The sequence below is a fragment of the Nocardia sp. NPDC004711 genome, assembly GCF_053601595.1.
On sequence record NZ_JBSGCB010000015.1, the window covers coordinates 112,149 to 137,735 of the forward strand.

At 69.1% G+C, this 25,587-nt stretch carries 26 protein-coding genes; 12 read left to right on the forward strand and 14 right to left on the reverse strand.

The genetic code is table 11. The features are described from left to right. Positions 1–114 precede the first annotated feature (114 nt). From ACWEKS_RS17300 to ACWEKS_RS17310, 3 genes are all read right to left on the reverse strand, one after another. Positions 115–1,014, reverse strand: a complete 900-nt coding sequence (locus ACWEKS_RS17300; protein ID WP_452341006.1) for a carbohydrate ABC transporter permease — start codon at positions 1,012–1,014, stop codon at positions 115–117. Next, positions 1,014–1,988 carry a carbohydrate ABC transporter permease gene (locus ACWEKS_RS17305; protein ID WP_452341007.1) on the reverse strand — a complete coding sequence of 325 codons (975 nt, stop codon included), beginning with the start codon at positions 1,986–1,988 and terminating at the stop codon, positions 1,014–1,016. The genes ACWEKS_RS17300 and ACWEKS_RS17305 overlap by 1 nt, the downstream gene beginning before the upstream one ends. Positions 1,989–2,112: 124 nt before the next feature. After that, the gene (locus ACWEKS_RS17310) at positions 2,113–3,417 is read right to left on the reverse strand and encodes an ABC transporter substrate-binding protein (protein ID WP_452341008.1); all 1,305 of its coding nucleotides are present in this window, start codon (positions 3,415–3,417) and stop codon (positions 2,113–2,115) included. A 219-nt stretch (positions 3,418–3,636) separates the two neighbouring features. Here ACWEKS_RS17310 and ACWEKS_RS17315 point away from each other — a divergent pair, with 219 nt between their 5' ends. Together ACWEKS_RS17315 and ACWEKS_RS17320 are read left to right on the forward strand one after the other, a co-directional pair. After that, positions 3,637–4,476 (forward strand): DUF2786 domain-containing protein, encoded by an 840-nt coding sequence (locus ACWEKS_RS17315; RefSeq protein ID WP_452341009.1) that lies wholly within the window; start codon positions 3,637–3,639, stop codon positions 4,474–4,476. A gap of 11 nt (positions 4,477–4,487) precedes the next feature. Continuing rightward, positions 4,488–5,000 carry a TIGR04338 family metallohydrolase gene (locus ACWEKS_RS17320; protein ID WP_452341010.1) on the forward strand — a complete coding sequence of 171 codons (513 nt, stop codon included), beginning with the start codon at positions 4,488–4,490 and terminating at the stop codon, positions 4,998–5,000. Here the strand turns inward: ACWEKS_RS17320 and ACWEKS_RS17325 are convergent, their stop codons facing one another. Then, entirely contained in the window at positions 5,001–5,984 is a 984-nt protein-coding gene (locus ACWEKS_RS17325) for an o-succinylbenzoate synthase (protein WP_452341011.1), read from the reverse strand. It abuts the gene before it with no gap. A gap of 717 nt (positions 5,985–6,701) precedes the next feature. Here ACWEKS_RS17325 and ACWEKS_RS17330 point away from each other — a divergent pair. After that, positions 6,702–7,211 (forward strand): hypothetical protein, encoded by a 510-nt coding sequence (locus tag ACWEKS_RS17330; protein ID WP_452341012.1) that lies wholly within the window; start codon positions 6,702–6,704, stop codon positions 7,209–7,211. A gap of 39 nt (positions 7,212–7,250) precedes the next feature. Next, the gene (locus ACWEKS_RS17335) at positions 7,251–7,586 is read left to right on the forward strand and encodes a hypothetical protein (RefSeq protein ID WP_452341013.1); all 336 of its coding nucleotides are present in this window, start codon (positions 7,251–7,253) and stop codon (positions 7,584–7,586) included. A gap of 16 nt (positions 7,587–7,602) precedes the next feature. Here ACWEKS_RS17335 and ACWEKS_RS17340 read toward each other — a convergent pair whose 3' ends face one another. After that, the gene (locus ACWEKS_RS17340; RefSeq protein ID WP_452341014.1) at positions 7,603–8,772 is read right to left on the reverse strand and encodes a thiolase family protein; all 1,170 of its coding nucleotides are present in this window, start codon (positions 8,770–8,772) and stop codon (positions 7,603–7,605) included. 123 nt (positions 8,773–8,895) lie between these two features. Between ACWEKS_RS17340 and ACWEKS_RS17345 the strand changes: the two genes are divergently transcribed. Beyond that, a complete protein-coding gene (locus ACWEKS_RS17345) occupies positions 8,896–9,408 on the forward strand; it encodes a winged helix-turn-helix transcriptional regulator (protein WP_364609433.1) in 513 nt (170 codons plus the stop codon). Between the two features lie 70 nt (positions 9,409–9,478). Here ACWEKS_RS17345 and ACWEKS_RS17350 read toward each other — a convergent pair whose 3' ends face one another. Then, complete coding sequence (locus tag ACWEKS_RS17350) at positions 9,479–10,549, reverse strand: ABC transporter ATP-binding protein (protein WP_452341015.1); 1,071 nt, start codon at positions 10,547–10,549, stop codon at positions 9,479–9,481. A gap of 118 nt (positions 10,550–10,667) precedes the next feature. On the opposite strand from ACWEKS_RS17350, the gene ACWEKS_RS17355 reads away from it, so the two are divergent. The 3 genes from ACWEKS_RS17355 to ACWEKS_RS17365 all read left to right on the forward strand — a co-directional run bounded on the left by ACWEKS_RS17355 (position 10,668) and on the right by ACWEKS_RS17365 (position 14,074). Beyond that, a complete protein-coding gene (locus tag ACWEKS_RS17355) occupies positions 10,668–11,444 on the forward strand; it encodes an LLM class F420-dependent oxidoreductase (RefSeq protein ID WP_452341016.1) in 777 nt (258 codons plus the stop codon). An 84-nt stretch (positions 11,445–11,528) separates the two neighbouring features. Continuing rightward, positions 11,529–13,352 carry an ABC transporter substrate-binding protein/permease gene (locus tag ACWEKS_RS17360; protein ID WP_452341017.1) on the forward strand — a complete coding sequence of 608 codons (1,824 nt, stop codon included), beginning with the start codon at positions 11,529–11,531 and terminating at the stop codon, positions 13,350–13,352. Further along, on the forward strand, positions 13,349–14,074 hold the full coding sequence (locus ACWEKS_RS17365; RefSeq protein WP_379402948.1) for an amino acid ABC transporter ATP-binding protein: 726 nt from the start codon (positions 13,349–13,351) through the stop codon (positions 14,072–14,074). Before ACWEKS_RS17360 ends, ACWEKS_RS17365 begins: the two co-directional genes overlap by 4 nt. Positions 14,075–14,114: 40 nt before the next feature. Here ACWEKS_RS17365 and ACWEKS_RS17370 read toward each other — a convergent pair whose 3' ends face one another. Continuing rightward, positions 14,115–14,789: a glycoside hydrolase family 25 protein gene (locus ACWEKS_RS17370; protein WP_452341018.1), complete on the reverse strand. Its 675-nt coding sequence runs from the start codon at positions 14,787–14,789 to the stop codon at positions 14,115–14,117. Between the two features lie 130 nt (positions 14,790–14,919). After that, complete coding sequence (ggh, locus tag ACWEKS_RS17375; RefSeq protein ID WP_452341019.1) at positions 14,920–16,260, reverse strand: glucosylglycerate hydrolase; 1,341 nt, start codon at positions 16,258–16,260, stop codon at positions 14,920–14,922. Between the two features lie 154 nt (positions 16,261–16,414). On the opposite strand from ggh, the gene ACWEKS_RS17380 reads away from it, so the two are divergent. The 3 genes from ACWEKS_RS17380 (at position 16,415) to ACWEKS_RS17390 (ending at position 18,914) form a co-directional block, all read left to right on the forward strand. Continuing rightward, positions 16,415–17,119, forward strand: coding sequence for an SDR family oxidoreductase (locus ACWEKS_RS17380; RefSeq protein WP_452341020.1), 705 nt, complete (start codon positions 16,415–16,417; stop codon positions 17,117–17,119). Positions 17,120–17,258: 139 nt separating this feature from the next. Then, on the forward strand, positions 17,259–18,062 hold the full coding sequence (locus ACWEKS_RS17385) for a polysaccharide deacetylase family protein (RefSeq protein ID WP_452341021.1): 804 nt from the start codon (positions 17,259–17,261) through the stop codon (positions 18,060–18,062). Positions 18,063–18,119: 57 nt separating this feature from the next. Then, positions 18,120–18,914, forward strand: a complete 795-nt coding sequence (locus ACWEKS_RS17390; RefSeq protein ID WP_452341022.1) for a polysaccharide deacetylase family protein — start codon at positions 18,120–18,122, stop codon at positions 18,912–18,914. 16 nt (positions 18,915–18,930) lie between these two features. Here the strand turns inward: ACWEKS_RS17390 and leuS are convergent, their stop codons facing one another. Further along, positions 18,931–21,804, reverse strand: coding sequence for a leucine--tRNA ligase (gene leuS, locus ACWEKS_RS17395; RefSeq protein ID WP_452341073.1), 2,874 nt, complete (start codon positions 21,802–21,804; stop codon positions 18,931–18,933). A gap of 273 nt (positions 21,805–22,077) precedes the next feature. Here leuS and ACWEKS_RS17400 point away from each other — a divergent pair, with 273 nt between their 5' ends. Further along, positions 22,078–22,482 carry an SdpI family protein gene (locus ACWEKS_RS17400; RefSeq protein WP_452341023.1) on the forward strand — a complete coding sequence of 135 codons (405 nt, stop codon included), beginning with the start codon at positions 22,078–22,080 and terminating at the stop codon, positions 22,480–22,482. Between the two features lie 3 nt (positions 22,483–22,485). Here the strand turns inward: ACWEKS_RS17400 and ACWEKS_RS17405 are convergent, their stop codons facing one another. From ACWEKS_RS17405 to ACWEKS_RS17425, 5 genes are read right to left on the reverse strand one after another with little or no spacing between them, the layout of a single operon-like run. Continuing rightward, positions 22,486–22,917: a GNAT family N-acetyltransferase gene (locus ACWEKS_RS17405; RefSeq protein ID WP_452341024.1), complete on the reverse strand. Its 432-nt coding sequence runs from the start codon at positions 22,915–22,917 to the stop codon at positions 22,486–22,488. Between the two features lie 14 nt (positions 22,918–22,931). Then, complete coding sequence (locus ACWEKS_RS17410; RefSeq protein WP_452341025.1) at positions 22,932–23,354, reverse strand: hypothetical protein; 423 nt, start codon at positions 23,352–23,354, stop codon at positions 22,932–22,934. Positions 23,355–23,361: 7 nt separating this feature from the next. Further along, positions 23,362–23,712, reverse strand: coding sequence for a hypothetical protein (locus ACWEKS_RS17415; RefSeq protein WP_452341026.1), 351 nt, complete (start codon positions 23,710–23,712; stop codon positions 23,362–23,364). Further along, complete coding sequence (locus ACWEKS_RS17420) at positions 23,709–24,617, reverse strand: DUF692 domain-containing protein (RefSeq protein WP_452341027.1); 909 nt, start codon at positions 24,615–24,617, stop codon at positions 23,709–23,711. Before ACWEKS_RS17420 ends, ACWEKS_RS17415 begins: the two co-directional genes overlap by 4 nt. Further along, entirely contained in the window at positions 24,614–25,579 is a 966-nt protein-coding gene (locus ACWEKS_RS17425) for a TIGR04222 domain-containing membrane protein (protein WP_452341028.1), read from the reverse strand. Before ACWEKS_RS17425 ends, ACWEKS_RS17420 begins: the two co-directional genes overlap by 4 nt. Positions 25,580–25,587: the final 8 nt, after the last annotated feature.

Here is a 25,587-nt window from a genome sequence, read left to right on the forward strand (position 1 = left end):
GCTTTCGAGACGGCCGCGACCACCCCGCGCGGCGGGACCAATGCTAATCGACACGCCCGGACGGAGCGGGTAAGTGATTCGGGGACAACGGCCCCGAACCACCTACCCGGACACTCAGCTCTTGACGCCGCCGGCGGTGAGTCCGGAGATGATGCGGCGCTGGAACAGCAGCACCATGATGACCAGCGGGATGGTGACGATGGTGCCCGCGGCCATGATCGCGGTGTACGGCGGCACCAGCGGATCGTTGCCGGAGAAGCGGGCGATCGCCTTGGTCACGGGCTCGGTCTTGTCGCTGGAGAGCAGGGAGGCCAGCAGGTACTCGTTGACCGCGGCGATGAACGCCAGGATCGCGGTGGTGAACACCGCCGGCGCGGCCAGCGGCAGCATGATCAGCCGGAACGCCTGGAAGCGGGACGCGCCGTCGATGCGGGCGGCCTCCTCCAATTCCCATGGCAGTTCGGCGAAGAACGAGGCCAGGATGTACACCGTCATGGGCAGCACGAACGAGATGTTCGGGATGATCATGGCCTGGTACTGGCCGATCCAGCCGATATTGGTGAACAGCTGGAACAGCGGCGTCACCAGCACGACGGCCGGGAACATGGAGGCCGAGAGGACCAGCCCGGACACCAGGTACTTGCCCTTGAAGGTCAGCCGCGCCAGCGCGTAGGCCGCCATCACGCCGAGGATCAGCGCGGCCGCCGTGGTGGCGCTGCCGATGATCACACTGTTGACCAGGGCCCGGCCGAAGTTGTTGCCGCGGCTGGTGTCGAAGGCGTTGCGGAAGTTCTCGAGCGTGACGTGGGTGGGCCACGGGGTGTTGTCGAAGGTGTAGGCCGGATCGCGCAGGGCGGTGACGACCATCCAGTAGAAGGGGCCGAGCCCCCACACCAGCACGATCAGCGCGCCCAGGTACACGCGCCCGGAGGACAGGCGTTTGGTCCACGAAACCGATTGCCGGATAGGCTTTTTCGGCTCGGCCACGACATCCTTCGTGAGTTCGATGCTCATCAGTGCGCCTCCCGCTGCTCTTCCTGGGTGCGAACGGCGTTCGCCCCCAGCACCTTCACCAGGAAGAACGCGACGGTGAAGATGAGCAGGAAGGTGATGACCGACAGCGCGGAGGCGCTGTTGGGCAGCGATTTCGATTCCGTCACCAGCATCGAGACGGTGCGGGTGGCGGCCAGGTTCCGCGTCATGATGGCGGGCAGGTCGTACAGGCGCAGCGCGTCCATGGTGCGGAACAGGATCGCCACCAGCAGAGCGGGTTTCAGCAGCGGCAGCGTGATGTTGACGAAGCGCTGCCAGGCGGACGCGCCGTCGACCCGGGCGGCCTCGTAGACGTCCTCCGGGATCACCTGCAGGCCGGCCAGAATCAGCAGCGCCATGAACGGGGTGGTCTTCCACACGTCGGCGATGATGACCGCGAAGCGGGCGGGCCAGGCGTCGGCGGTCCAGAGGATATGGGTGCCGAGCACCCGGTTCACCACGCCGTTGTACTGGAACATGAACTCCCACAACCGCGCTGTGACCGCGGTCGGGATGGCCCAGGGGATCAGCACGGCGGCGCGCAGCAGCGCGCGGCCCTTGAAGGTCTTGCCCATGATGACCGCCATGCCCAGGCCGATGGTGGTTTCGAGCGCCACCGTGACCACGGTGAACAGCAGCGTGACCCCGACGGCGGCCCAGAACTGGGAGCCGGTGTTGCCGGGCGGGCAGGACACGGTCTCGCCGAGCGAGTTGGTGCACTGCTGCAGCAGCCAGTGGCTGTAGTTGCCGAATCCGGCGCTGCCGCCTTCGACGAACATGCCGGTGGACTTGTCCAGGCCCGCGTCCTTCTGGAAGGACATCCACACCGCCCGGCCCACCGGATACCCGATGACCACCGTCAGTGCGAGCAGCACCGGCGTGACGAACAGCCACGCCCGAGCCGAAACCCCGAGGGCGGCTTCGCGGCGTTTCGGTCGTGGCTGGTCGTTGCGCATTGCTTTTTCCGTCAGGTCGGGTGGCGGCGCGACATCGGTCGCTCCCGAAGGACGTGACACCTTTTCTTCTCTCCTACGGGGCTACGCGATGGATCGTAGTGCGCGCATCGGGTGTGAGCGCGGCTCAGGATCCGGCGGTTTCGATGCCCTTCTGCATGGCATCGATTGCGGCGTCGACAGATTCCGTTCCGGTGATCGCAGCATAGGCGTTGTCCTGGATGGCCTTCGACACCGCCGGGTAGAAGGGGGTCACCGGCCGCGGCACCGCGGAGGCGATGGAGTCCTTCAGCGCGGACAGGTACGGCATCTTGGCGATCAGGGCCGGATCGTCGTACACGGAGGCCCGCACCGGCGGCAGCGCGCCGGCGGCCACGATGTGCTGGGCGTCCTCGCTGATCAGGAAGCGCAGGAAGTCCAGCGCGGTGGCCTTGTTCTTGGAGAAGGCGCTGATGGCGGCGTTGTAGCCACCGAGGGTGGACGCACCGATGCCGTCCTTGCCGGGCAGCGGGGCGACCGCGAACTTGTCCTTGACCGCGGAGGCGTCGGAGCCCGCCTCGCCGAAGGAGGACGGCCAGCCGCGCATGAACATCACCTTGCCGGTGACGAAGGCGTTCTGCGACTCCGGCTCCTTGAAGGTGATGACTTCCTTCGGCATGTCGCCGTTCTTGTAGGCGTCGACCAGGGTCTGCAGGCCCTGCTTGGCCTGCGGGCTGTTCACGGTCGGGGTCTTGCCGTCGGAGCCGACGAAGCTGCCGCCGAAGGCGTTGATGACCTCGGCGGTGTTCACGGTCAGACCCTCGTACTGCGCGAACTGTCCTGCGTAGCAGCCGATTCCGGCGTCCTTGGCCTTCGGGCAGTCGGCCAGCAGCTCGGTCCAGGTCTTGGGCGCCTCGGGCACCAGGTCCTTGCGGTAGAACAGCAGGCCGCCGTTGGTGTTGCGCGGGGCCGCGTACAGGGTGCCGTTATAGGTGGCCGACGCGACCGGCGGCGACAGCAGCGTGGAGGTGTCGATGGCGAAGGAGTCCTTCAGTGGCTGGATCCAGCCCTTGGCGGCGAACTCCGCGGTCCACGGCACGTCGAGTGCCACCACGTCGTAGTCGGATTCCTTGGCGCGCAGGTGCTGCACCAGGTCGTCGTACTGCTGGGAGGCGTCGTTGGACTGCTCCTTGAAGGTCACCTTCTCGTCCGGGTGCGCGGCGTTCCAGCGCTCGATGAGCTGCTTGACGGCGCCGGTCTCGGTGGTGTCCTTGCCCTCGACATAGGTGATCGGCCCACGGCCGGTGAGGTTTTCGGCGGTGGAGTTGCTGCCGCTGGTGCTGCTGGAGCAGCCGCTGGCGAATGTCGCCGTCAGCAATGCCGCCGAGGTCACGGCCAGCACGGCACGCGGAACCAGCGTCGATCGTAGGGACGACACCTTCTTCAAAGCCATCGCGGATACTCCAGGGTTGATGAGTGACCAGTGGCACACTCAGCCGGGGGTGCACAAGGCAAGATACATGGTGACGCTATCGTCCGCCGGAGCTACCTTGTTGATCATCCCAGTGGTTCGCGGCCGTCTCGACTCTGGACCGACGGAGCGGGGGAGCAAGCGGAGGGAAGAATCGAGACCTCGGGGCCGCGAACCCGCCCGGAGCGAAGCGGAGGGCAATTGGATACAGACAAGATGCTCACCAGGATCGGGGGACTGCTGCGGCAGGCCGAATCGACCGACAACGAGCACGAGGCCGAGGCCTTCCTGGCCGCCGCGCAGCGGCTCGCGACCAGCTCGTCGGTGGATCTGGCGGTGGCGCGGGCACATATCGCGAATCGGGAGCGGCGGCCCACCCCGGCGCAGCGGGTGATTCCGATCGGCGAGGCCGGAAAGCGCGGGCTGCGAACCTATGTGCAGTTGTTCGTGGCCATCGCCGCGGCCAATGACGTGCGCTGCGATGTGGCCCGATCGTCGACGACGGTGTACGCCTACGGATTCGACACCGATATCGACACCTGCGAGGCGCTCTACACCAGCCTGCTGATCCAGATGGTGCGTGCCTCCGACCAGTACATCAAGTCAGGCGCCTACCGTTCGGCCACCACCGAGAAGGTCGTGATCGAGCGCCGCTACGGCCGCACCTTCCACCGGCCGGTGGAGGTGCCGGTGGCCGCGGTGACCGCGCGCCTGAACTTCCAGATGGCCTTCGCCGCCCGCATCGGCCGCCGCCTGGCCGCGGTCAAGGCGGATGTGGAGACCGAGGCGGTGCGGGCCGACGCCGCCGAATCCGTGCCCACCGGAACGGCGCTCGCCCTGCGCGACAAGGAGCTCGCGCTCACCGACTTCTACACCCGGACCTCCGAGGCGCGCGGTACCTGGCGGGGCCCGCAGGCCTCGGCCGGGTACTCGGCGGCCGCGCGGCGGGCCGGTGACCGGGCGGGTAAGGCCGCGCGGCTGGGTGATTCGCCGGAGCTGGGCGGCGTGCGGGGACAGCTGCCCCGCGGCGCGGGCGAATAGCGAACGCGCGCATGGCCGTCCGCGATGCGCAGCGGTCCCGGGTGTACGACGCCGAGGGGCTGGTGCGCGGAATGTTCGATCGCGCCGACGAATTCGGCGCACGGACCGTCGAAGTGCACGGGTCCCATCTCACGCTGCCGATCGAGCGGCGGTTCGCGTCGGTGGAATCGGTACAGGCGTACGTGGATCGGGTACTCGCGCTGAACTGGGTGCGCGCCCGGTGGGACGGGGCGGCGCGGCCGGTCACGGTGCGAGCGCGCGCCGGGGCGCAGGCGGCGCACTACGAGACTGCTGGATCGGTGCTCGCGGTGCCGCTGCACGCCCATGGAACCGCCTGGGCCCTGCGCGAATTGGTGATCCTGCACGAACTCGCCCACCACCTCGAGCCGGAGCGTACCGGCGTCGCCCCGCACGGGCCCGAATTCTGCGGTCGCTACCTCGAGCTGACGGACGGCGTCATCGGGCCGGAGGCCGCGCTGCTGCTGCGCACCACCATGTATTCGTGCGGCGTGCGAATTGCCTGATCAGGGCAGAAGTTTCCGGACCCGGGCCAGGCGCTGCCGCCACCAGTGGGTCCGTTCCGGGTCGGGGTGCCGGTAGCGCTCGAGCAGGTCCGGGTCGGGTGCCGGCGCGGTGCGCGGGACGGACAGGTAGCCGTCCACCGGGCGCAGCGGCTCGGTCACCACATCGCCGGTGAGCAGTGACAGGGTGTCGAGGCCGCAGGCGAAGTCGAGGTGGGGGAGGGCGCCGGCGAGGGCGATCTGGGCGGCCAGGCCCACACTGGTTTCCAGGGCGGAGGACACCAGGCAGGGGAGTCCGGCGGCCGCGGCGACCTCCAGCGCGCGCCGGACCCCGCCCAGCGGAGTGCATTTCAGCACCGCGACGTCGGCCGCACCCGCCACCGCCACCCGCAGCGGGTCCTCGGCGCGGCGGATGGATTCGTCGGCGGCGATGCGCACGTCCACCCGTTTGCGGACGGCCGCCAGCTCCTCGACGGTCCGGCAGGGCTGCTCGACATACTCCAAACCGCCTGCGGCGCGGTCGATCAGCCGGATCCGGTCGACCGCGGTGTCCACATCCCAGACCGCATTGGCGTCGACGCGCACCGCGCCGTCCGGACCGAGTGCCTCGCGGACCGCCGCCACCCGCGCCAGGTCCTCGGCCAGGGAATCCGGATGGTCGGCGACCTTCACTTTGGCGGTGCGGCAGCCCGATCCGGTCACGATCTCGCGCGCCCGTTCCGGGCCGACCGCGGGCACGATGCAGTTCACCGGAATCCGATCCCGGACCGGTTCCGGCCATCCGGCCGCGGCCTGCTCGACCGCGGTGGCCAGCCAGGCCGCCGCCTCGCGGTCGTCGTACTCGGGGAAGGCGCAGAACTCACCCCAGCCGGCGGGACCGGGAATCAGCATGCCCTCGCGAACGGTGATCCCGCGGAACCGGGTTCGCATGGGAATCGCGTAGACCACCGCCGACTCGAAATCCACCGCATCGCCGCTGTCGCTCATCCACCGCACCCTACTCACCACCTCGGTCCGGTAAGAGGTGGCGGCGCGGCCTCCGCCAGGCGACAATGCCGAATGAAGCCGATCCCGGCTCCATAGACCTGCGCCTTGGGGGAGACCGCAAACATGAACCCGCCCAACGAGCCCCGCCGTCCGGGCCGCGACGATCATCTCCCGTCCGATCCCGGCTTCTCCCCGGCGCCGCCGCGTGCGCCGGGCCAACCGCACGCGCCCGCCCCGCCCGGGGGACCACGGAATCCGACGGGCCCCGGATCGCCGCAGCGACCCGGACGTCCGCAGCCACCCGCGCCGGACTCGCGGTCCGGGGAGCCGATCGATGCGGCGGGACCGACCCTGCCCGGCGGGAGCCGCCAGGGTCCGCCGCCACCGCCCGCGCCACCGCAGCCGCCCGCTGGTGCGCCCCGGCCCGGCGCGATGGACCCGGCCGGACCTACCGTGCCCAAGGGCGGGCGGCAGAGCCCGCCACCACCGGTGCCGCCCCAGGCTCCCGGGAATGCCGGTGCCCCGCCACGGCCGGGCGGACCGGTCGGTTCGCCGCCGGATCCGCGCCCGCACTCGGTGCCGGGCGGCGCACCACGATCGCCCGCCGGTCCCGGCTATCCGGGCCAGGCGCCCGTGAGCTCCCCTGGGCCGCAGCAGCATTCCGCTCGCCCGCCGGGCGGGAACTACTCGCCGCCGGGGGGAGTGGTCCCGCCGCCCATGGCTACCGAGATGCGGCCGGAGCCGTGGGCTTCGGGTCCGCAGTACGTGGTGGGCGGCGGTTCCGGGCAGGAGCCCGGCGAGGCTGATCGGACCATGCCCGCCACACTGCCCCCGGCGGCAGCTGCCGCTACGGCGGTGCCGGAGCGTAAGCCGCTGCGCCGCAAGGACATTCTCATCTCGGCGGTGCTGTATCTGACGGGGGTCGCCATGGCCTTCGGCTGGGCCTACGACCTGTTCGCGAAGCTGTTCGACCTGATCCACAATCGCTGTACCGCGAAGAAGGACTTCTCGGTGCAGTGCGTGGTGATCCGTCCGCCCGCATCGGCGCTGTGGGGCCTGCTGATCGGTGGTGGCGGCATGTTCCTGGCCCTGGTCGGCGCGCTGGTGCTGGCCTCGGTGGCGGCCATGACGGGCCGCCGGGGCTGGATCTGGACCGCGGTCGCGCTGCCCGTGATTCTGGTCGCGGGCGGTGCGGGGCACATCCTGGTGGCCACCGCCGTCAACTGATCTCCACCGCTGCCGCGGAGCACCCGGCATCCTGGAAGGGTGGCCGGGTGGCGGCGGCCGCCGATCACGGCCGCGGATTGCATTGTCACCCTGCTGATCTACATCGCAGCGTGTGGTTCGGCCTGGGTGCTGGCGGGTTCGGTGCCCGAGTACCGCGCGCTCGCGGGCCCGGGCGATGACACCCGTTTTCTCCCCTTGGCTTTCGCCGTGGCCTGGCTGGGCATCGGCCTGACCCTGCTGCTGGTGCCGCTGTGGACCCTGCGCGCTGTCCGGCTGCGGCAGCGCGCCTGGTCCACGGCCCTGGTGGCCTTTCCGCTGCTGGCCGAGTCGTGGGTGCTCGGCCTGCTGGCGGCGGTCGTGGCGGTCTCCTACTAGGGCCGCCCGGACCGGGTCAGAGGCGCTCGTAGATGGTGGCGTTGGCGAGACCGCCTGCCTCACACATGGTTTGCAGGCCGTAGCGGGCGCCGCGCTCGTGCATGGCGTGCACGAGGGTGGTGGCCAGCCGCGCGCCGGAGGCGCCCAGGGGGTGGCCCAGGGCGATGGCGCCGCCGTTCACATTGACCTTCGACAGGTCGGCCCCGGTCTCCTGCGCCCAGGCCAGGACCACCGAGGAGAAGGCCTCGTTCACCTCGAACAGGTCGATGTCGGAGAGTTCGAGTCCGGAGCGCTGCAGGACCTTCCGGGTCGCGGGGATGACCGCGGTGAGCATGAACAGCGGGTCGTCGCCGGCGACGGAGAAGCTGTGCAGCCGGGCCAGCGGGCGCAGGCCGAGCTGGGCGGCGCGCTCACTGGTCATGATGAGGGTGGCGGCGCTGCCGTCGTTGATCTGGCTGGCGTTGGCGGCGGTGATGTTCCAGCCGATCTGCGGGAAGCGGGCCGCCATCTCCTCGCTGTAGAAGGCGGGTCGCAGCCCCGCCAGCGCCTCCAGCGTGCTGCCGACGCGGATGCCCTCGTCGTGCGAGAGCCCGGCGTAGGGGGCGAGCTGGGCCTCGAACGAGCCGTTCTTGGTTGCGGCGGCGGCCTTCTCGTGGCTGGCGAGGGCGAACTCGTCGAGCTGGGTGCGGCTCAGGCCCCACTTGGCGGCGATGAGTTCGGCGCTGATGCCCTGCGGTACCAGGCCCTCCGGGTAGCGTTCGGCGAAGCCGGCACCCGCGATGTCCTCGGCCCCGATCAGGTTGGCGCCCATGGGAACCCGGCTCATGGACTCCACGCCCGCGGCGACCACGATGTCGTAGGCCCCCGCGATGACGCCCTGGGCGGCGAAGTGGATGGCCTGCTGGCTGCTGCCGCACTGCCGGTCCACGGTGGTGGCCGGGACCGATTCGGGATAGCCGGCGGCCAGGGCCGCGCGGCGGGTGAGGTTGGAGCCCTGCTCGCCGACCTGGGTGACCACGCCGCCGATCACATCGTCGATCAGGGCCGGATCGATCTCGGTGCGCCGCACCACCTCCCGCAGGCTGTGGGCGAGCAGATCGGCGGGGTGCACACCGTGCAGGGCGCCGGTGGCCTTGCCCTTGCCGATGGGGGTGCGGACCGCTTCGACGATGACTGCGTCTCTCATGACGTTCCTTCCAGGCGCGCCGCCCCGGATTCGAGTCCGACAACGGCGTCTGACTTGATCGATCTAAAGTCAGAGTAGGAGCTGACCATAGTGAAGGCAAGTCAGCGTTGTATGATGTGTGTCATGTCGGCAGTACTGGAGGGAAAACTCAGCGATCTGGGCTCGTGGAAGCCCGAGGCCTGTTCGATCGCGAAGGCGATGGACATCGTCGGGACACGCTCGGCGATCCTCATCCTGCGCGAGTCGTACTACGGCACGACGCGGTTCGACGGCTTCGCGGCGCGAATCGGCATCACCGACGCGGCGGCTTCCAGCGCGCTGCGCAAACTGGTCGATGCGGGACTGCTGGAGAAGCGGCCCTACCAGGAAGAGGGCAAGCGCACCCGCAACGAATACGTGCTCACCCCGATGGGTCTGGACCTGCTGCCCGCGGTCGTGGCGCTGTGGCAGTGGGGAGACAAGTACCTGCAGGACGGCACCGCGCCACTGGAGCGGCTCGAGGATGCCACGGGCGAACCCGTGCGTGCGGAACTGCGCAGCGCGTCGGGAAACGAAGTCCCCCTGGAGAATCTGCGCATCCGGGTGAACGACGAATGGCGGCGGAAGCAGGCGCGGAGCTCCCGCGCCCGTAAATAAGGGCCCCCGCGCCGGTCGACAAGGGGGCCCGGGGGCTCGGCCCCCGGAACCCCTTGGAGCTGACCGAAGGTCAGTTCAGGCGGCGTCCGTCCTCGGGGTGGAAGAAGTACGTGTGGTCCGAGTCCGCGACCAGCGCGAGCTTGGTGCCCTTCGCGGGCGGGTTGCGCCAATCCGCGCGCGCCACAATGGTTTCCCCGTCACCGAGGGTGCGGCCGTAGATGTAGGCATCGGAGCCCAGCTCCTCGACCACGTCCACCTCCATGGCGATCCCGGCCCCGTCGCCGACCGAGTCGAGATGCTCGGGCCGGATGCCGACCACCACCCGCTCGCCGGTGGCCGCCGCCACCGAACGCGGCAGCGGCAGCGGGCAGCCGCCCAGCGTGACCGAGCCATTGCCGACCGGCAGCGTGAACAGGTTCATGGCGGGCGAGCCCATGAAGCCCGCGACGAACAGGTTGGCAGGGTCACGGTACAGGTCGCGCGGGGAGGCGCACTGCTGCAGCAGCCCGTCCTTGAGCACCGCCACCCGGTCGCCCATGGTCATGGCCTCGACCTGGTCGTGGGTGACGTAGACGGTGGTGGTGCCGAGCCGGCGCTGCAGCTGGGCGATCTGGGTGCGGGTCTGCACGCGCAGCTTGGCGTCCAGGTTGGACAGCGGCTCGTCCATGAGGAAGACCTGCGGCTGGCGCACGATGGCGCGGCCCATGGCCACGCGCTGGCGCTGACCGCCGGACAGGGCCTTGGGCTTGCGGTCCAGGTAGGGCTCCAGGTCGAGCAGCTTGGCGGCCTCGAGCACGCGCTGCTGCCGCTCATCCTTGGCGACCTTGGCCATCTTCAGCGCGAAGCCCATGTTCTCCGCGACGCTCATGTGCGGGTAGAGGGCGTAGTTCTGGAACACCATGGCGATATCGCGTTCCTTGGGCTCGGCGTGCGTGACGTCCTTGTCCCCGATCAGGATTCGGCCGTCGCTCACCTCCTCGAGCCCCGCGAGCATGCGCAGCGAGGTGGATTTGCCGCAGCCGGAAGGGCCGACGAGAACCAGGAATTCGCCGTCGGCGATCTCCAGGTTCAGGGCGTCGACGGCGGGGTTGGCCGCGCCCGGGTAGAGCCGGGTGGCCTGGTCGAAAGTCACCGTTGCCACGGTTTCACACTTCCCTTCACCGGCAGGAACGTGCCGGACGATCCGTAGTAGAGGGTCGGCCCAGAGCGTAGCGGAGGGGCAGAATGGGGCGCAGTGATCACCGACGGAGGAGCACCCCATGAGCCGACCGATTCGTATCGGAGTTCAGTTGCAGCCGCAGCACGCGCCCACCTACGGATTGATCCGGGACGCGGTGCGGCGGTGTGAGGACATCGGCGTCGACATCGTCTTCAACTGGGACCACTTCTATCCGCTGTACGGGGACCCGGAGGGCGCGCACTTCGAGTGCTGGACCATGCTTGGCGCCATCGCCGAGCAGACCGAGCGGGTGGAGCTCGGCGCGCTGGTCACCGGCGGTGGTTACCGGAATCCGGATCTGCTGGCCGATATGGCCCGCACCGTGGACCACATCAGCAACGGTCGCCTCATTCTCGGTATCGGCGCGGGCTGGTTCCAGAAGGACTACGACCAGTACGGCTACGAATTCGGCACGGCCGGAAGCCGGCTGGCGCTGCTGAAGGATTCCATGGCCCGCCTCACCGACCGGCTGGCCAAGCTGAATCCGCAGCCGGTGCGCGACATCCCCATCCTGATCGGTGGCGGCGGCGAGAAGAAGACGCTGCGGCTGGTCGCCCAGTACGGCGATATCTGGCACAGCTTCTCCGACATCGACGTGCTGCAGCGCAAGATCGGCATCCTGGCCGAGCACTGCGCCGAGGTCGGCACCGACCCCACCGCCATCGAGAAGTCCGTGGCCTGGCCGGGCCTGGATCAGGTGGAGGGCTACGCGGACGCGGGCGTGACACTGTTCACCGTGAGCTCGGGCGGGCCGGACTACGACATGAGCCGGATCCAGGAGGCCGTGGCCTGGCGGGACGGCTTCAATCAGCGGTAGGGACGCGCCTGAACTGTGATTTCCGCCGAATCGGGCCGAGGCTAACTCTGGCCTGGCAGACCACCCCCACTAGGGTGGTCTGCCATGGTTTCCTTGCGGCAGCGCTCAGGTCGTCCCCCGCGCCTGCTGGCATTGGCGGGAGTTGTGCTGGTCGGTCTGCTCGGCATCGTGACGCTCGCGGGCAGTGCCGGTGCCGATGATCGTGATCTGTGTTCGCCGCCCGGCCAGGCCGCGGCCAGCGCCGCACCGACCAATCTGGCCTCCGGACAGCAGAACGCGGGCCCGGACCGGTTCACCACCGCCACCACCGAGCCGTTGGCCAAGATCGATATCGGCAAGCTCGGTCTGCTGACGCCCGGCAAGCTCAGTGTCGGCACCCTCTCCGACGCGCCGCCGAGCATCTGCGTCAACTCCAAGGGCGTGTTCACCGGCTTCGACAACGAGCTGCTGAAGGCCATCGGCGCGAAGCTCGGCCTGCAGGTGGAGTTCACCGGCACCGAGTTCGCCGGCCTGCTGGCCCAGGTCGCCAACGGCCGCTTCGACATCGGCTCGTCCAGCATCACCACCACCGACGCGCGGCGGCAGCTGGTCGACTTCACCAATGGCTACGACTTCGGCTACTTCTCGCTGGTGGTGCCGAACGGCAGTGCCATCAAGGGTTTCGCGGATCTGCACCGCGGCAATCGGGTCGGCGTCGTGCAGGGCACCGTGCAGGACGAGTACGTCGTCAACGAACTGCACCTGGACCCGGTGAAGTTCCCCGACTACAACACCGCCTACGCGAATCTGAAGACCGGCCAGATCGACGCCTGGGTCGCGCCGTCGCAGCAGGCCATCGGTGCCATCAAGCCGGGTGACCCGACCTCGATCGTGCAGAACACCTTCAGCGTCAACAACTTCACCGCCTGGGCGGTGCGGAAGGGGAATCAGCCGCTCACCGACGCGCTCAATGCCGGGCTGGACGCGGTGATCGCCGACGGCACCTACGCCAAGCTGTACCAGGACTGGGTGCCGCGGGAGCTGCCGCCGGGCTGGAAGCCGGGCTCCAAAGCCGTTGCGGCGCCGCAGCTGCCGGACTTCGCCAAGATCGCGGCCGAGAACGCGGGCAACCGGCCCGACAACAGCGCGGTGCAACCGAAATCCACGGTGCAGCAGCTGAAGGACACCTTCTTCGACTGGTCGCTGTACCGCAAGGCCTTCCCGGACCTGATCAAGACCGGTCTGCCCAATACCTTGATCCTGGCGCTGGTCTCGGGCCTGCTGGGTTCCGTGCTCGGCATGCTGCTCGCGGTGGCGGGCATCTCCCGCACCCGCTGGTTGCGCTGGCCCGCACGGGTTTACACCGACATCTTCCGCGGCCTGCCCGCCGTGGTGATCATCCTGATCATCGGCCTGGGCGTGGGACCGGTGGTCAAGAACATCACCGGCAACAATCCCTACTGGCTGGGCGCGATCGCGCTGGCGCTGCTGGCCGCCGCCTACATCGGTGAGATCTTCCGCTCCGGCATCCAGTCGGTGGAAGCCGGGCAGCTGGAGGCCGCTCGCGCCATCGGTTTCGGCTACCGGCAGGCCATGACGCTGGTGGTGATCCCGCAGGGCGTGCGCCGGGTGCTGCCCGCGCTGATGAACCAGTTCATCGCCCTGATCAAGGATTCCTCGCTCATCTACTTCCTGGGCCTGCTGGCCACCCAGCGCGAACTGTTCGCGGTGGGCCGGGATCTCAACGCGCAGACCGGGAATCTGTCGCCGCTGGTGGCGGCGGGCCTGATGTACCTGCTGCTGACGGTGCCGCTCACCCACCTGGTCAACTACATCGACAAGCGCATGCGCGAGGGCCGTCCCCAGGGCGGGCACGATCCCGCGGACCCGGTCGAACAGGCCGTCATCACGGAAGGGCGTGGAGCATGAGTGCCTCCCTCACCGGCACCGGCCTGCGATTGACGCTGGGCCGCAACGAGATTCTGCGCGGCGTGGACGTGCACGTGGATGCCGGCAAGACCACCACGGTGATCGGGCCGTCCGGCTCCGGAAAGTCCACGCTGCTGCGGGTGCTCAACCGTCTGCACGAACCCGATTCCGGCGACATCCTGCTCGGCGGTAAGTCGGTGCTGGGCGAGAACCCGGACCGGCTGCGCCAGCGGATCGGCATGGTGTTCCAGCACTTCAATCTGTTCCCGCACATGACGGTCGCTGACAATATCGCGCTCGGCCCGCGCAAACTGCACGGCCTGTCCAAGGAGCAGGCGCGCACGCTGGCGGTCCAGCAGCTGGAGGCGGTCGGCCTGGCCGGCAAGGCGGATGTGCGCCCGGCCAACCTGTCCGGCGGTCAGCAGCAGCGGGTGGCCATCGCGCGGGCGCTGGCCATGAAGCCGGACATCATGTTCTTCGACGAGGCCACCTCGGCCCTGGATCCCGAACTGGTCAAGGGCGTGCTCGCGCTCATGTCCGAGCTCGCCGGGGGCGGGATGTCCATGATCGTGGTGACCCACGAGATGAGCTTCGCCCGTTCGGTTTCCGACCAGGTGGTGTTCATGGATCACGGCCAGGTGGTCGAAACCGGCAAGCCCGAGGCGCTTTTCGAGAACGCCGAAACCCCGCGGCTGCGCCAGTTCCTGTCGCAGGTGCTGTGAACGACGCCCGGGGCAGGGATCACCACGCCTGCGGGCGCGGCTAGCTGCTGCCGCTGAAGGGCATGTTCGCGAAGCGGGCGAAATCACCCTGGGCGCCGCTGTAGACATTGAGGTCCACGGCTCCGCCGATGCCGGGGATATTGCCCGAGCTGGTGGTCTGCCAGAACGTCCACGTCGGCCAGCCGCCCGGCACCTCGGGCTTGTCATTGCCCCGGTAGTCGGCGATCCACAGCGGGTAGTTGGTGAACTGGTTGGTATCGGCCATGGCCGTCTGCCAGAAGCGGGGATAGGTGTAGATGATCGGCATGCGGCCGGTCAGGGCCCGGACTGTGTTGAGATAGCGGTGGGTCCAGTCGATGAGCGCGGCGGGCGGCAGCCCGCCGGAGTCCTCGAGGTCCAGCACCGGCGGTAGGTCGAGCATCCCGTTCTGGCCGAGCACCATGGTCGAGTAGAAGGCGGCCTGGGGTTCCGGCGGCAGGTTCGGGCGCGCGAAATGGTAAGTGCCCCGCGCGACTCCGGCCACCCGCATGGCCAGGCTGTCCTGCACGAAGAACGGGTTCACGTAGCTGAGGCCCTCGGTGGCCTTGAGCATGGAGAACTCGTATCCGGCTCCGCGCACCGCGAACCAGTTGATGCCCCCGCCTCCCGGGTGTTGCCAGGAGGCCACATCCGGGCCGTCGATATCGGCGGCGGCCACCCCCACCGGGGTTGCCATGAGGATGCTTGTAGCTGCGACTGTGAGCGCTTTCATCAGCCTGCGTCCGGTCATGCCCCGAAAGGCTAGGCCGATCGCCCGCTATGGCCGGGAAGACAGGGCGGTGATGTTTGCCAATTGTTAACTCGAATCAGCCCAGCCAGTCCAGCACCGACGCGGCGGTCCAGGACTGCTGCATGCTGCCCAGCGGCTCGCCGGTGAAGGGCTCGTAGTATTCCGCGAAACTGCCGTCGCTGGCCTGCCGCAGCCCCTCGGCGCGCAGCATGAACGAGCGTTCCGCCCAGCCGCGGCGGGCGAAGACCCAGGAGAACAGCCAGCTGATCACCGGCCACACCGGCCCGCGCCAGTACTCGCGTGGGCGAAAGTCCCTGGACACCGGGGAGGTCGAGGGCGGCAGCGCGTAGCGCAGATCCGGATGCCCGCACCAGCGCGGGCCCTCGAACAGGCGCAGCAGCCGCCGTTCGGCATCGCGCGGCAGCCCGCCGCTGAGCAGCGGCGCGAAGACGGCCAGGGTCTCGGTGTCGATCCACTGGTCCGCGCGCACATCGAAGTCGCGCGCCGCGCCGGTGCGGGCGTCGGTGGTGGCGACCACACCCGCCCGGAAGTAGTCGGCCCACTCGTAGAGTTCGCGCACATCCGCGTGCGGCTGCTTGTAGTCCTCGCCGATATTGGCCAGCACATCGCAGGCCAGCGCGAAGATGGCGGTCACGAACACGTCCTCGACCGCGAAGCTCATGGTCGAGGCCAGCTGGTAGTCGTCGTAGCCGGCCCGGCGCATCTGCTCGACCAGCCACAGGTAGCGGTCGTACTCGCGGTCCGAGGGCCGCTGCGTGGGATCGCCCACCACCTGGGTGTCGGCGCGCTCGTAGGGCGGCAGGTCCGGACCGGGAATCACGTTCTCGTAGGCACGATCCCAGCGCGGCGAATTGTCCATGCCGGATTCCCAGCCGTGGTACAGCGTGATCCGGCCGTGCTGCTTGGGGTCACGGGCGTAGGCCAGCCAGCGGTGCCAGCGCATGAGATCGGGCCAGCGCCGGTTCAGGAAGTCCTCGGCGACCGCGCGGGTGCTGCGGCCGTGCCGGCGCGAGTGATCCAGAATCCGTTGCACCGCAATGGCATGCACGGGCGGCTGGGTGATGCCCGAGGTGTCCGGGCCGTCGGGGGCGTCGGCGGCCAGGCGGCGGCATTCCCAGCGCGCGGGTCCGGGGAAGTAGCCGTCCACGCCATTGGCGAAGACGATGTGCGGAATCATCCCGTTGCGCCACTGCGCCGAGAGCAGGGTGTCGAGTTCGAGCGCGGCGCGCTCCACGCTGAGCGGGGCCAGGCCGACCGCCACGAAGGCCGCGTCCCAGCTCCACATGTGCGGATACAGCTTGGGCGCGGCGCTGGTCATGGTGCCCAGGTCATTGCCGCGCAGCAGGTAGGCGGCGCGGGCCGCGAGCTGGGTGGGCGTGAATCCCGGGTGCGTCATCGCCCTATTCTGCGCCCCCACCCGCAGGTATGCGCGATGGACGGGTGGGTCCTGATCGCCAGATTGCACTTCGTTCGCCTTCTCGTGGATCAGCTAGCGGGGGTGTGCCCGACCGGAGCATCGCAGGCCGAGGTAACGCGGTTACGGTCATCACATGGCGAATTCCGCGAAGTCCAGCACCGACCAGCCGACCGCGCTGATCACCGGAGCCAGCCGGGGGCTCGGCGCGGCCATTGCCCGCGAACTGGCGCCCACGCATCGGCTGCTGCTGGGCGCGCGCACGCCCCGGGCCCTGGAACCGATACTGCGTGAACTGCCCGGCAGCGCCGGATGGCCGGTGGATCTCACCGACTACGCCGCGGTGGCGCGCGCGGTAGCGGGCATCGAACGGCTGGATGTACTGGTGCACAATGCCGGAATCGCCGACCTCGGAACGATAGCCGATTCCTCGGTGGCGCAGTGGCGGAATACGTTGGAATCCAACCTGATCGCGGTCGCGGAGTTGACCAGGGTGTTGCTGCCAGCGCTGCGCGCCGCCAACGGCCATGTGGTGCTGATCAATTCGGGAGCCGGTCTGCGGGCCAATCCGGGCTGGGGCGTGTACGCGGCCAGCAAGTTCGGGCTGCGCGCCTTCGGTGACGCACTGCGCCTGGAGGAGCCCGCGCTGCGGGTGACCTCGGTACATCCCGGACGCATCGACACCGACATGCAGCGCGAGATCATCGCGGGGGAGGGCCGTGAGTACCGGCCGGGCGAATTCCTCAGGGCCGAAACGGTTGCCCGCGCCGTGCGGCAGGCCGTCGACACCCCGCGTGACGCGCATCCCACCGAAATCGTGCTGCGCCCCATCCCACACTGAGAGCAGCCTTAAATTCCGTCCTGAATTTCAATCATTTCGCACAGAATTGGTGCTCAGTTCACGGCGCGTAGATATAACGGGTAGGCCCTGCGAGGGAGGCGAGGCCGAGAAATATATATCTTCGGAGTGAACGACAGAGATGGATAGACGACAGCTGCTCGTGATGCTCGCGGCGGGCACTGCGGCGGCGCTGACCGGCTGCTCCGCGGAGTCCGGCCCCTCCCGCAAGGTGACGCCCCGCATCAGCGGACCCGCCGGAACGCCGTCGGCGGCACCGACTCCGAAGGCGCTCGCCGCGCCGCCGGCCGCGCAGAAATCCAGCATTCCCGCCGGGACGATTACCGGATTGCCCGGCACCGGCAATGATTTGGCACTCACCGTCGACGACGGCGCCGATCCGGCCGTGGTCGGCGCGTATATCAAATTCGCCAAGGACACCGGGGCGCGGTTCACCTTCTTCGTGACCGCGAATTACGACTCCTGGACCACGCACCGGGCCGAGCTGCGGCCGCTGGTGGACGCCGGGCAGATCCAGCTGGGCAATCACACCTGGGACCACCCGGATCTCACCAAACTGTCCGCCACCGAGGTGGCCACGCAGCTCACCCAGGCAAAGACATTCCTGCGCAACACCTTCGGCGTGGACGGGACGCCGTATTTCCGTCCTCCCTACGGCCGCCACAATGCTACGGTCGACAAGGTGGCAGCGGATCTCGGATACACCGTCCCCACCATGTGGTACGGCTCGCTGTCCGACTCCGGTGTCATTACCGAGGACTATCTGATCGAGTGTGCGCGAAAGTATTTCAACGCGCAGGCCATTGTCATCGGACATGCCAATCATCCCGCCGTGACGCACTGCTACGACCGTCTGGCCGAGATCATCCGGGAGCGCAACCTGTCCATGGTGACGCTCAACGATGTGCTGGTCTCACCGACGTAGCCGGTTTTCGCTGGGGGAGCGGAAGTTTCAACCGTAGTGAATTGAATGAGGGTCGCAATGGACAGACGACGGCTGCTGACGATGCTGGCGGCGGGTACGGCCGCCACCCTGCTGGGCACGGGCGAATCGCGCGCCGATTTCCCCTTCGACACCGGATCCGGCAGCGGAATCATTCCCCAGCTGCCCGGGATACCGCAGGTGACACCGGATTTCGGACCCAGGACGCCGATCGGGCCGGGCACCATTACCGCGTTGCCGGGCGCCGGAAACCATATGGCGCTCACCATCGATGACGGCGCCAGTTCCGAAACCATTCGCGGCTTCATCGATTTCGCCCGGGACACCGGGGCTCGGCTGACCTTCTTCGTGACCGCCTACTATCCCGGCTGGCTCGACCACCGGGATGTGCTGCGTCCCCTGGTCGACTCGGGTCAGGTCCAGCTCGGCAACCACACCTGGGACCACCCGGACCTGACCAAGCTGTCCGGCGGCGCCATCGCAGACCAGCTCGAGCGGTGCAAGGACTTCCTCTGGAACCAGTACGGCACCGACGGCACGCCCTACTACCGCCCGCCCTACGGCCACCACAACGGCAGCGTCGACGCCGTCGCCGCCGACTGCGGCTACACCGTCCCGACCATGTGGTACGGCACCCTGAACGACACCAATCCGGTGATCAACGACGGCATGCTCCTCGATGCCGCGCGCCAGTGGTTCCGGGCCCAGTCCATCGTCATCGGTCACGCCAACCGGCCGACGGTTACCCACCTCTACGACCAGCTCACCGACATCATCCGGGAACGCAGCCTGCAGCTGGTGACCCTCAACGACGTCCTGATCCCGCCCCGGTAGGACGACGCCGGTCACCTCAGGCGACGATGTTCACCAGGCGGCCGGGCACCACGATGATCTTGCGCGGCGCCTTGCCGCCCAGCAGTTCCGCGATCTTCTCGTCCGCCAGCGCGGCGGCTTGGACCGCGGCCTGGTCGGCGTCGGCGGCGACGCTGACGCGGCTGCGGACCTTGCCGTTGACCTGGATCGGGTACTCGACCGAATCCGCCACCAGCAGTGCGGGATCCGCGACCGGGAAGGGGCCGTGGGCCAGGGCCGTGGTGTGGCCCAGGCGTTCCCACAGTTCCTCGGCCACGTGCGGGGACATCGGGGCCAGCATCAGGACCAGGGGTTCCACCACCGTGCGGGGCGCGCCGTCGCCGTAGTTCTTGGTCAGGAAGTTGGTCAGCTCGATGAGCTTGGCGCCCGCGGTGTTGTCGCGCAGGTTGGCGTAGTCGTCGTCGACACCGGCAATGGTCTTGTGCAGCAGGCGCAGGGCCTCGGCCGACGGCTCGCCGTCGGTGACCTTCACCGCGCCGGTCTCCTCGTCCACCACCAGTCGCCACACCCGCTGCAGGAAGCGGTGCGCGCCCACGACATCCTTGGTGGCCCAGGGCCGCGAGGTGTCCAGCGGGCCCATCGACATCTCGTAGAAGCGGAAGGTGTCGGCGCCGTACAGATCGCACATCTCGTCGGGGGAGATGGCGTTCTTCAGCGACTTGCCGATCTTGCCGTACTCCTGGAAGACCTCCTCCTCCACGCCGGAGGCATTGGTCCAGAAGAACTTTCCGTCCCGCGCCACGATCTCCGCGGCCGGCACATAGGCGCCGCGCGCGTCTTTGTAGGCGTAGTCCTGGATGTAGCCCTGGTTGAACAGGCGGCGGTACGGCTCGGAGCCGGACACGTCACCCAGGTCGAAGAGCACCTTCTGCCAGAAGCGCGCGTACAGCAGGTGCAGCACCGCGTGCTCCACGCCGCCGACGTACAGGTCCACGCCGCCCGGATCCTTCGGGCCGTGCTCGGCCGTGCGCGGGCCCAGCCAGTACTGCTCGTTCTCGGGGGCGCAGAAGGTTTCGGTATTGGTCGGGTCGGCGTAGCGCAGCTGGTACCAGGAGCTGCCCGCCCAGTTGGGCATGACATTGGTGTCGCGGCGGTACTTCTTGACGCCGTCGCCCAGGTCCAGTTCGACGTGCACCCAGTCGGTGGCCTTGGCCAGCGGCGGGGACGGCTCGGAGTCGGCGTCGTCCGCGTCGAAGGTGACCGGCGCGAAGTCGTCCATCTCCGGAAGACGCACCGGCAGCATGGATTCCGGCAGCGCGTGCGGCGCGCCGTCCTCGTCGTAGACGATGGGGAACGGCTCGCCCCAGTAGCGCTGACGCGCGAACAGCCAGTCGCGCAGCTTGTACTGGACGGTGCCCCGGCCGTGGCCGTTGGCCTCCAGTTCGGCGATCACCTTGGCCTTGGCGGACTCGATGTCCATGCCGTCGATGTAGCCGGAGTTCACCATGACGCCGTCACCGGCGTGGGCCCCCGCCGTGACATCGCCGCCCGCGACGACCTCGATGATGGGCAGGCCGAACGTGGTGGCGAAGTCCCAGTCGCGCGGGTCGTGGCCGGGGACGGCCATGATCGCGCCGGTGCCGTAGCCGCTCAGCACATAGTCGGCGATGAAGATCGGCACGCGCGCGCCGTTGACCGGGTTGGTGGCGTAGGTGCCCAGGAAGACGCCGGTCTTCTCCTTGTTCTCCTGCCGCTCCAGATCCGACTTGGCCGCGATCGACTTCCGGTAGGCCGCAACGGCTTCCACGGGGGTCTCGGCGTTGCCGAGGGTCCAGCGCGCGTCGGTGCCGGACGGCCAGGTGGCGGCGGTCAGCTTGTCGACCAGCTCGTGCTCGGGGGCCAGCACCACGTAGGTCGCGCCGAACAGGGTGTCGGGGCGGGTGGTGAAGACCTCGATCAGATCCGCGCCGGCCTCGAACTTGACCTGCGCGCCCCGCGAGCGGCCGATCCAGTTGCGCTGCATGGCCTTCACGTTCTCCGGCCAGTCCAGCTCGTCCAGGTCGTCGACCAGGCGATCGGAGTAGGCGGTGATACGCATCATCCACTGCCACAGGCGCTTACGGAACACCGGGAAGTTGCCGCGCTCGGAGCGGCCGTCCGCGGTGACCTCCTCGTTGGACAGTACGGTGCCCAGGCCCGGGCACCAGTTGACCATCGAATCCGTCTGGTAGACCAGGCGATGGGAGTCGATGGCGGCATTGCGCTCGGACGGGGACAGCTCGTTCCAGGCGCGGCCCGCGACGGCTTCCCGCTTGCCCGCCTCGAATTCGGCGATCAGATCGGCGATCGGCCGGGCCTTGCCCAGGCCCGTGTCGTACCAGGCGTTGTAGATGCGCAGGAAGATCCACTGCGTCCACCGGTAGTACTCGGGATCGGTGGTGGCGAAGGTGCGGCGGCGGTCGTGGCCCAGGCCCAGGCGGTCCAGCTGCCGCTGCATGGTGGCGATATTCGCCATGGTGGTGTCGCGCGGGTGCGCGCCGGTCTGCACCGCGTACTGCTCGGCGGGCAGGCCGAAGGCGTCATAACCCAGGGCGTGCAGCACATTCCGGCCGTGCATGCGGTGGTAGCGGGCGAAGACGTCGGTGGCGATGTAGCCCAGCGGGTGACCGACGTGCAGGCCCGCACCCGACGGGTACGGGAACATGTCCTGGATGAACAGCTTGTCGGCCGGGGTCGCGCCCTGCAGCGGGCCGACCGGGTTGGGCGCGTAGAAGGTACCGCGCTGCTGCCAGTTGCCCTGCCACTTCTGTTCGATGCGGCCGGCGAGGTCGGCGTTGTAGCGGTGTGCGGGAACGTCGCCGCCCCCACCCGCGGTCGCGGTGGGTGTTTCGGATGCACGGGTGTCCTGCACGGTCCTGCCTTCTTTGTCCAGCCAATCCCCGATAAGGTCGCTCACCAGGGTAAAACGTCGCCGTCGCTGTACCCAATCTGCCCTCCGCTTCGCTCCGGGCGGCTTCGCGGCGCTGAAAGTCTCGTTCTTCCCTCCTCCGCTCCTCCGCTTCGCTCCCCCGCTCCAAGCGCGGGGAGGCGGAGCGCAGTCCAGAACGAGACGCGCCGCGAAGCTGCGTAGTGGGGCCCGAGACGCTGGGCCGCAGAGAATTTGTCGCCGTGTACCGTGAGCCGGGTGTTGGTCGTGGCGCTGATCCTCTTTGTCCTCGCGGTTGTGGCCGTGGTCACGGGCGTGCTCGGATTCACCGGGACGCTGCCGGGCAACCGGTATTTCGGGGTGCACTCCGAGGCCGCGGTGAAGACCGAGGAATCCTTCAAGCTGGCCAACCGGGTGGCCGCGCCGACCTCCGTGGTGGCAGGGCTGCTGCTCGCGGCCGCCGGTGCGGTCGCGCTGGTCGCCGGCGGCATCGCGGCCCTGGTCGTGGCCGTGGTGGCCGTGGTCATCGCGGTGTTCACCCTCGGCGCCGGTGCGGCCGCCGCCGAGAAGGCGCTCGCCACCGCGTTCCCGGGGGAGAAGGTCGGCGGCTGCGGCAGCGCCTGCGGCGCCTGCTCGCTGCGGGACGCCTGCGAGCCCGCCTAGGCCTCAGTTCGCCAGCGACCTGCGCATCCAGATGTGCGGGATGCCCGCGTCCATGCCGATCTCGCCGTACGCCTCGTACCCGAGCTTCTCGTAGAACCCCTGCGCGTGGGTCTGCGAATGCAGTTCGACCGCGCCCAGACCGCGTTCGCGCACCCGCTCCTCGATGGCCCGCACCAGCGCCACGCCGAGTCCGGTGCCGCGCGTGTCCGCCAGCACGGCCAGCCGCCCGAGCACCCCGACACCGCCCCGCACGATCAACCGCCCGGCCCCGGCCGGCCTGCCGTCCAGCCGGGCCAGGAAATGATCGGCCGTCTCGTCGAGTTCGTCGATCTCGATGTCCGCGGGCACGCCCTGCTCGTCCACGAAGACCTTCATGCGCACCGCGTAGGCGTCGGCTAGTTCCTGCTCGGTGCTGACGGTGACGACTTCGATCATGGGCCCAGCTTGCCTCAATGATCCGGATCACTTGCCGAGGGATCGCCCGCGCACGCGGGCGGCGGGATGCTGCGCGCGAGCGGGCTCCCTTTCGGATTCACGTACAAAACGGTCAGTTTCACCGGTCGCGGGCCGCTGTTGCGGGCCAGGTGCGCGTGCCCGGGACCGCTCGGCTCCCGGAAGACCTGCCACGGCCGGATGGTGACCGGAGTGCAATCGGCCTTCGGATGATCGAGCGCACCGCCGGTGACCAGCACGAACAGGGTTCCGTCGTGGTAGTGCCACCCGGACTGCCCGCCGGGCGCGAGGACCGTCTGGCGCAGCACGAAATCCCAGCGCGCCAGCCCGAATCGAAGCAGGATCCGGCTGGCCGTCCGGGTCGCCGGGGCCGGATTCGGCCGGTAGCCGTGGTGTGGATCGCGCGTGAGGAAGGCCACCCACACATCATCGTCCGCGGTGGCCGGGCCACCGTGGCCGCCTGCCGGGTCGCGGCCGCGGATCGGGTAGTCCGAGGTCGCGGGCGAAGGCGGTGGCATCCTCGGTGGTGGTGGTCTTCGGCCGGGTGCGTGCCCAGTCCAGGTAGCGGGCCCGGAAATCGGGCCCGGCGGCCTGCGCCAGGCGCGGGAACCGCCGCGCCACCTCCTCGGCCCGCTTGTGCAGCAGGCCGTGCGCGGTGGCGGCGAGATCGTCCGGGTCGAAACCGGGCGGCGGCAGCGCGCCGGCGACCAGCGCGCGCACCACGGCCGCCTGCTGCTCGGCGAGTGTCCCTGCCGTCCGGGCCGATTCGATGGTCATGCCGGGATCGCCTCCGGGCGCAGCGTGATGGGCGGGCGGCCGGAGGCGGTGGCGATGGCGTTCAGTTCGGCGGTGAGTTCGGCTGCGGGCGGGTAGTTTCCGTCGCGTTCCAGCATGAGGGGGACGGCGCGGCCGGCCGTGAACTCGGCGACCAGGGCCAGCACCTCGGCGGGGACGGGATGGACATGGGTGTCGATATAGCGGCCGCCGGACTCGTGGCCGCCCGCGATATGGCAGTAGGCCACCCGCTCGGCGGGCAGGCGCGACAGCTCCGTGAGCGGATCACGTGACGTATTGCGGGCATTGGCATAGACATTCGCGATATCGAGCAGGAGATGGACGCCGGTGCGCTCGACGAGCTCCTGCAGGAATTCCGCCTCGGTGTACTCGGCGTGCGGCCATTCGAACAGCGCCGCGATGTTCTCCACCGCCAGCGGCACATCCAACTGCCGGCTCGCACGAAAGATATTGCGCTCCAGGGTGTCCAGCGCCTCGCGGGTGCGCGGCACCGGCAGCAGGTGCCCGGCTTCCAGGCCGCCTGCGCGCACGAAGGCGATATGCTCGCTCACCAGCGGCGAACCCAGGGCCCGTGCGCAGTCGGCGAGATGTGCGACCCGCCGGTCGTCCACCGCCTCCGCACCGCCCAGCGACAGCGAAATACCGTGCGGCACCGCGGGAATGTCCCGGGCCACCAGCGCGGCCAGCTCCTCGGGCACGTCGACGCCGGGCCGGGACCCGCGACCGCGCCGGAGGAATACGCCGGCCCGGCCGCCGGAATCCCTGGGCGCCAGCGTTTCCGCGATGACCTCGCAGAATCCGATGCCCTCCAGCGCCGCCACCAGACCGCAGATCTCGCGCCGCCAGCCGATGCCCAGCGACCCCTCGGGAAGCGGTGAACCGGTCATCCGCCGCAGCCTCCTCCGCAGCTGCTGCCGCAACTGCTACTGCTGCCGCAACTGCTACTGCTGCCGCAGCTACTGCCGCTGCTGCAACTGCTACTGCCACTGCTGCAGGTGCTTCCGCTGTCGCTGCCGCAGGAGCTGCCGTCACTACCGCCACCTCCGGCGACCACGCTTGCTGCCCCCGCGAGCGCCGGGTCGAGGGTCCACAGCACCAGCCCGCCGTAGAGCGCGACGGCCAGTGCGGCACTGTCGGGTCCGTAGGCGGAATAGGCGGGCGAGTTGGCGGGCCGCAGGTGCCGGTTGCCGGCCTGGGCGGCGGCGAGGGCGTCACGCCCGCGCTGTGTCAGGCGGGGCGGCCGGCCCACCATGACGGTGAGGACCGCCAGCACGATCATGGCGAGCACCAGGAAACTGACCGCATGATGGGTGGCCGCGCCCGCGATCACCCGGACCAGTCCGAGCACGAGCAATACGAAGAGCGGAAACCGCGCTGTCCGCAGGGCTTTTCGCTGCTTCTCGCCGAACAGATAGCCGCGCTCGGTGAGGTCGCCGCGCATCGTCATCGACACCCCGGCGGTTCCCATGAGCATGCCGGGCATGCGTGCCTGCCCGGATCTGTGCAGGTGCGCATGCAGCGCGCGGGAGATCGGATCCAGCTGCTGTTCCTCGGCGGCGGTCAGCGGCCGGACCGGCGCGCCGGTGGAGTCGATGATCTGGTGGCCGCGCAATTGCGCCAGCCCGGCCAGCACCGGACGCCGGTCGTCGACCAGCATGGCGGTTTCGCTGGGGCGCAGCGGTTCGCCCGGTGGCCAGGCCGGGTCGATCGCGCGCATGACCGCCGCGCGCCGTGCGTAGCCGAACGCGATGGCCGACAGGGCGGCGAGGACATAGAACAGGAGGAAGGCCGGGCCGGATATCCCCCACGTATCGGTTGCGGCCGCGGCCGCGTCGGTCCGAAGGACCATGGCGATTC